At 58.5% G+C, this 4,612-nt stretch carries 8 protein-coding genes; 1 reads left to right on the top strand and 7 read right to left on the bottom strand.

Annotated features, from left to right (window positions below):
• The 7 genes from MTBSS4_RS22190 to MTBSS4_RS17615 all read right to left on the bottom strand — a co-directional run.
• Window positions 1–192, bottom strand: a 192-nt coding sequence (locus MTBSS4_RS22190; protein ID WP_217425575.1) for a hypothetical protein, incomplete at its 3' end; no start/stop codon positions are given.
• A gap of 208 nt (window positions 193–400) precedes the next feature.
• The gene (locus tag MTBSS4_RS17640; protein WP_173984694.1) at window positions 401–769 is read right to left on the bottom strand and encodes a hypothetical protein; all 369 of its coding nucleotides are present in this window, start codon (window positions 767–769) and stop codon (window positions 401–403) included.
• Between the two features lie 74 nt (window positions 770–843).
• On the bottom strand, window positions 844–1,077 hold the full coding sequence (locus tag MTBSS4_RS17635; protein WP_173984693.1) for a hypothetical protein: 234 nt from the start codon (window positions 1,075–1,077) through the stop codon (window positions 844–846).
• A 164-nt stretch (window positions 1,078–1,241) separates the two neighbouring features.
• Window positions 1,242–1,532 (bottom strand): hypothetical protein, encoded by a 291-nt coding sequence (locus MTBSS4_RS22185; protein WP_217425574.1) that lies wholly within the window; start codon window positions 1,530–1,532, stop codon window positions 1,242–1,244.
• The gene (locus tag MTBSS4_RS17625) at window positions 1,510–1,836 is read right to left on the bottom strand and encodes a HigA family addiction module antitoxin (RefSeq protein ID WP_173984692.1); all 327 of its coding nucleotides are present in this window, start codon (window positions 1,834–1,836) and stop codon (window positions 1,510–1,512) included. The genes MTBSS4_RS22185 and MTBSS4_RS17625 overlap by 23 nt, the downstream gene beginning before the upstream one ends.
• A 13-nt stretch (window positions 1,837–1,849) precedes the next feature.
• A complete protein-coding gene (locus tag MTBSS4_RS17620) occupies window positions 1,850–2,155 on the bottom strand; it encodes a type II toxin-antitoxin system RelE/ParE family toxin (RefSeq protein ID WP_173984691.1) in 306 nt (101 codons plus the stop codon).
• A gap of 32 nt (window positions 2,156–2,187) precedes the next feature.
• Window positions 2,188–2,820 (bottom strand): hypothetical protein, encoded by a 633-nt coding sequence (locus tag MTBSS4_RS17615; RefSeq protein WP_173984690.1) that lies wholly within the window; start codon window positions 2,818–2,820, stop codon window positions 2,188–2,190.
• Window positions 2,821–2,912: 92 nt separating this feature from the next.
• Here MTBSS4_RS17615 and MTBSS4_RS17610 point away from each other — a divergent pair, with 92 nt between their 5' ends.
• Window positions 2,913–4,379, top strand: a complete 1,467-nt coding sequence (locus MTBSS4_RS17610) for a hypothetical protein (protein WP_173984689.1) — start codon at window positions 2,913–2,915, stop codon at window positions 4,377–4,379.
• The last annotated feature ends 233 nt before the right edge of the window (window positions 4,380–4,612 follow it).

Raw genomic sequence — 4,612 nt, 5'->3', positions numbered from 1 at the left:
TGAATTTCCTGGCGGCAAGTAGGGCAGTGACCAGATGAAATGGTTAGCCTGCCCCTTTTCCGTCAGGGCAATATTGCCCCCCTTTGCGGCAACCAGATGCTCAGCCCGAGCGAACTGCAACGCGCGAAGAAGGGCAGGATCAAAGCGAACGGGGCTGAATGAGGCGGGGCGGTTCCCATTCAGGAAACCCACGATCTGGTCTCGACCATGCTTGGATCGCACAGCCCAGTCGAGAACATGAAGCCTGGACAATGACGACGAGGCCCCCCGACAAGCCTGTTTGAGTAGGAGCATCACCAGAGCCACCCGCCACAAAGGCCGTCTGTCGCCGGGCAGAAACGTGCCACGGTCATGGAAGGTGAACCCTTCCCTCTCGAACTCTGGAAACAATGCACGAAGGTTAATCATTGCCGGGGAAATCCAGCGGGCAGTGCATCAGCCAGTAAGCAATGGCCTCAGTTGCCAAAATTGCAGTCGTTTCCGGGTCAAGAAACTTCCCGAGATGGCCTTCTATTTGCGTACTGAAGGCGGTCAGTTCATCCAGAATGCGTTTTTCGCCTGGGTCGCCTGACAGCGACGAACGGGCTTCCAGCAGCTTCTCAAACCCCCTTTTAGCTTTGACAGCCGCCTCATAGATCGTGGCGTGGTTCTGCTGGAGAGATGTCAGCAAGCCTCGTCCCTCAAGGTATGCTTTGAGGTGTTTTCGCTCGTGCTCCTCCAGCTTCTTGGAGGTATTGAGGGCCTTCAGCTTGGAAAGCTTGGCCCTCAAATTGTCCACCAAGACGGAATGTGAATCGTCCTGCTTGAGGGCATCAAGGTTATCCTGGTCAACCTCATCGACAATCAGGTTGAGGCGGTGGTCGGTCCGAACACATAGAGCGGATCGGACGGGGTAATGAACCACACCACCAACTCGCGCATGGCATCGTGGAACAGGTAGTCGGGGTCAATAGCGGGGGTATGGATGCAAGGGGCGGCATAACCCCTGATCAGGCGGCCGGAAGCCTGGCCGCTGAAGATGTCTCCGGCGTCCAGGTCGATGACCTGCAAGCGCCCGAGGTCGGAATGCGAGCCCAATGCCGAGGGCCTCACATTCTTCGATCAGCTTTGCCGCCAAGCGAATATCCCGGAAAGCGGCGCGTGGTGGCTTTCCGAGGAGGGCACAAGGAACGTCCTTGATCGGATGGCGCCACACATCGAGCGGCTGAGGCGCCTGAAGTCCTGACGGTAGGAGATGGGCTTTACCCGACCTGTTCGACGTTCAGCGTTCCGGGCGGCAATGGCCGGATCAGTGATTGCGTGGGCACGGCCAAGTCAAGCCAGTCGGCCAATGCGGTGCGTTCGAGGATGACGATCTTCCGGTCGTGGTAGGACGCGATGTCCGGGCCGGGCGGCATCGTCAGGATACTTGCGCGCGTTGTTTCGATGACGACGTCGCCCTTGGCAAGGCCGACCGGGAAGCTCTGAACGACTTCTATGGGCGCAAAGCGGTCAAAATCGCATCGCACCCTAATGAGCGGCCGCCAGACCATCTATCAGCGGCACCCGGCGATGGATGGTGCGTTTGATCTCATCGCCGATCTGCTCGGCGGCAAGGTCCAGCTCGTAGCGCTTTTGCAGGTTCATCCAAAAGGCGGCTTCAACGCCCAGCCATTGTTCCAGGCGCAGAGCGGTGTCGGCGGTCATGGCCCGGCGACCGGCAATGATCTGGTACAGCCGGTTGGAGGGGATATGGAGTTCGCGCGCCAGCTCCGCCGCCGTCATCTGAAGCTCGGCCAATTCATCGGCCAGAATCGTGCCGGGATGAATGGGGTAAACGGGCCGCTGTTCGGTCATGGCATTGCCTCGGTCAATGATAGTCGGTGATCTCGATATTGAACGGTTTGTCGTGGTTGTCCGGCCATTCGAAGCACATCCGCCACTGTAGATTGATCCGGATGCTGAACTGTCCCTTCCGTTCACCAGTCAGGGCCTCGAAGTGGTTGCTCGGCAACAGCATCAGGCCATTCCGGGAAACGGATTCCAGCAGGATGACCAGACGTTTCTTCGCCTGGCTTTCGAATGCCTGGAATTCCTTCACCCGCTCACCCGCCGCGAAACGAGCGGTGCGCTTGTCCCGATAAAGCGGATTCGGCGGCTGGTCGTCATCGATCATACCGTCAGCATGGTGCCGAGTGACGCGCTACGTCAAGCGTCCATTCTGCTCGCCTGACATATTCCATCCATCATCACAAGGAGCACTTCCATGACGGACTTGTGCCCAAAAAACTGCTGCGCAAGCGTCTCGCGACCAGAGGCGTAGCCGCCATAACAGTGGATTGTTTCAGGACCGAGTTTATGCAGTTCGAGCACAATTTCGCGCTGCGTAACGCCATAGCGTCCAATCCCGTCGTCGAAGCCATCAATTCCCCGCTTATGCTGCTCGATCGCCGACTTGAAGCCGGGGTCACCATAGATTTTGATGAGATTGATGACGACGCTTTTTGAAGGCGGCACTATACTGAAAATCACGCCTCGAAGTCCGTCTGGCGGCACACCATTCTTGAAATTCCTGGCGATAGAGAGGTCCGTCGTCCAAGCCGCGATCGTCTCAGGCAAGCTCTCATCTGCAAGGAGTTGCCAGATACGATCCTTCTCGTGGGCCTCCTGCCGATAGCATATTTCGGAGCAGGTTCGGTACTGTTCGGGGAGTGCTGCCGCGAGCTTCTTGAGCTTGCCGCCACGTTTGAGCTTCTGTTTGTGATCCCCGCCGCGTTGCCAGTCATTGATGGCTTGTAGTAGTTCAAGCGTGAAATACCGACTTACACTGACCGTCACCACGACCAGCGAGAAAGAACTGAACGCCTGGGTCTGGAGCTTCGGCGACCTGGCCCGGATTGTTAACCATCAACCCCACTCGAACGAGGAACACCATGTCGGACAGCGGTGAAATCAGAACCATTTCATTCGACCGGCCGGACGATATCCTGGCTGCGATTCGCAACCGCGAGACGTTTGAAGTCGGCGGTTGCCATGGCAGGATGCCGGAGGCTGTCCTGTTCGTCGAACGGGCCATCGGCGGCGAAGGAATGAGTTCCCGCACGTTCACGAAGGGCAGGAAAGCCGCCCTTGCCGGTATGCTTGTCCCCTCCGGCGCAACCCAACTGGTTGGTCTCGTCGCGGCGGCTGGAATGGCTGCCCAGAACGTGGCGACGCTTAACCCCGACTACGAAATCATGAAGCGGCCGGTCGATAAAGCCCTCCGGCTTTCGTATGTGAAAGATGCACCGAGCGTTGCCGAAAGGACTTCGAATACGGCATCCGCAGTTGGGCGGGGAATTGCGGCGGCGGCGGCAAAAACGGCATCGCTTGCAAAAGGCGTGGCCTCCACTGTCGGCGAAAATGTTTCCGCTGCGGCGGGGAAGACTGCGTCATTTGCTTCCGAGGCAAAATCCGCCGTGGGGCAGGGCGTAACCGCGGTTGCGGAGAAGACCGCATCTTTGGCGTCGAATGCGGCCAGTTCTACGGCGGCGGCATGGAATGAGCATGCGCCCAGTAAGGAAACTGTCGTCGGGACCTTGGTCCTCGGCGGTCTCGCCCCGTTGGTGATCGGTAAGGACGGAGTCGAAGCCGCCGGAGCCAAGACGATCGCTAAGGTCTCGGATGTTGCGGGGGCTATTGGAGATAAGGCTTCTGACGCTGTCGGCGTGGTTGGCGAGACCTTCAAGCATGCCAGCCCATGGGCGCTCGTTGGTGGCGCCATTGTCGGCGTTGGGGCGGTTGCTGCGGCCCCGTTTACTGGTGGAGGCTCCGTTCTGGGTGGGGCGACCCTGATCGCCTCTCTCTCTGGTGCGGCGGGAACCGCCGTAGCCGTTGGTGGTGTTGGGGCCGCCGCTGGGGCCGCCGTATCCAGCGCATCCAAGAAGCAAGCTATTGGAGAGGGCTATCGACAGGGTAAGGAAGGTGATTTGGCTGAAGCCGCAGCGAAAATTCAGGTGCTCCAGGAGCGCCTGGTTCTGGCTTCCGAGCGTTATCGGGAACAGAACAAACTCAACGAGTTCATCGTGTGCCTGATCGCCGTTGGTGCGGGAATGGCCGCCTGTGACGGTGTTCTTCATGAGGATGATATGTCCAATCTCCAGGAATTTGTGCTGGGGATGTCGGTGTTTGCTCTTCCCCCCGCAGTCGAGAATGCCATCCAGCAATTGCTGGCCAAGCCGCCGACATTCGACGAGGCCATGCTGTACGCGGATCGGCTTGGATCGGACATTTGGCCGGTCATTGATGCGATCCTGCTCAACGTAAGTGAAACGCAGGGGGAAGCGACCGAGCAGGGGAAGGTGTTTCTGACCAAATGGGCCGACTACAAGGACGCCCATCGGCAGGGGGAGATGGTCTGATGGAAAAGCCGATTGATAGCGTTGGGGCAATGCCCTCCCCCTCTGGCAGCGTGCCCCCACACCACCATGCCTAGGGTCATGGGGGCCAGGATTTGGCAGGGATCATAGGGGAAATTGGAGCAAATAAAGCCTCGATGCTTCTCAACGCATCGTAACTCATTGGATCGGTGACAGCATGCCCAGCATCAACAGCTTCCTACGCGACAATGTCGGGGTTATTTCCGAGAAAAGGG

Origin of the sequence: Magnetospirillum sp. SS-4, assembly GCF_902729425.1 — a bacterium.
GTDB lineage: Bacteria > Pseudomonadota > Alphaproteobacteria > Rhodospirillales > Magnetospirillaceae > Phaeospirillum.
Note: the sequence above shows the minus strand (reverse complement) of the source record. Positions and strands in the feature narration are given on the sequence as shown.